1 pseudogene is annotated in these 303 nt (G+C 34.7%); it reads right to left on the bottom strand.

The window, feature by feature from the left end:
- A pseudogene (locus tag ACYQ3D_RS12675) lies at positions 1-303 on the bottom strand (group II intron reverse transcriptase/maturase); the annotation flags it as partial.

Genomic DNA, 303 nt, shown 5'->3' with positions numbered 1-303 from the left:
TATTTCTAAGATTTGTTTGACTGCTTGTTGGGCAATCCTATCTTTAATTACTGGAATCCCTAGTGGTCTCTTTTCTCCATTTTCTTTTGAGATATACGTTCTTAGTACTGGTCGTGGCTCATATCTATCCTCTCTTAACTGCCTATATAATTCTTGCATATTCAGTTTATAGTTATTTCTATATTCATTGATACTTACATTATCAATTCCACCACAACCACCATTAGCCAGCACTTTTTGTCCTGCCTTATGCATTCGCCATTTATCTGTGATTAAATCTTTCAGACTGTATAAGGTTCGAAA

The sequence above is a fragment of the Halanaerobaculum tunisiense genome, from assembly GCF_054657635.1.
The sequence above is the reverse complement of the archived record's forward strand: the minus strand, read 5'-3'. Positions and strand labels throughout refer to the sequence as shown.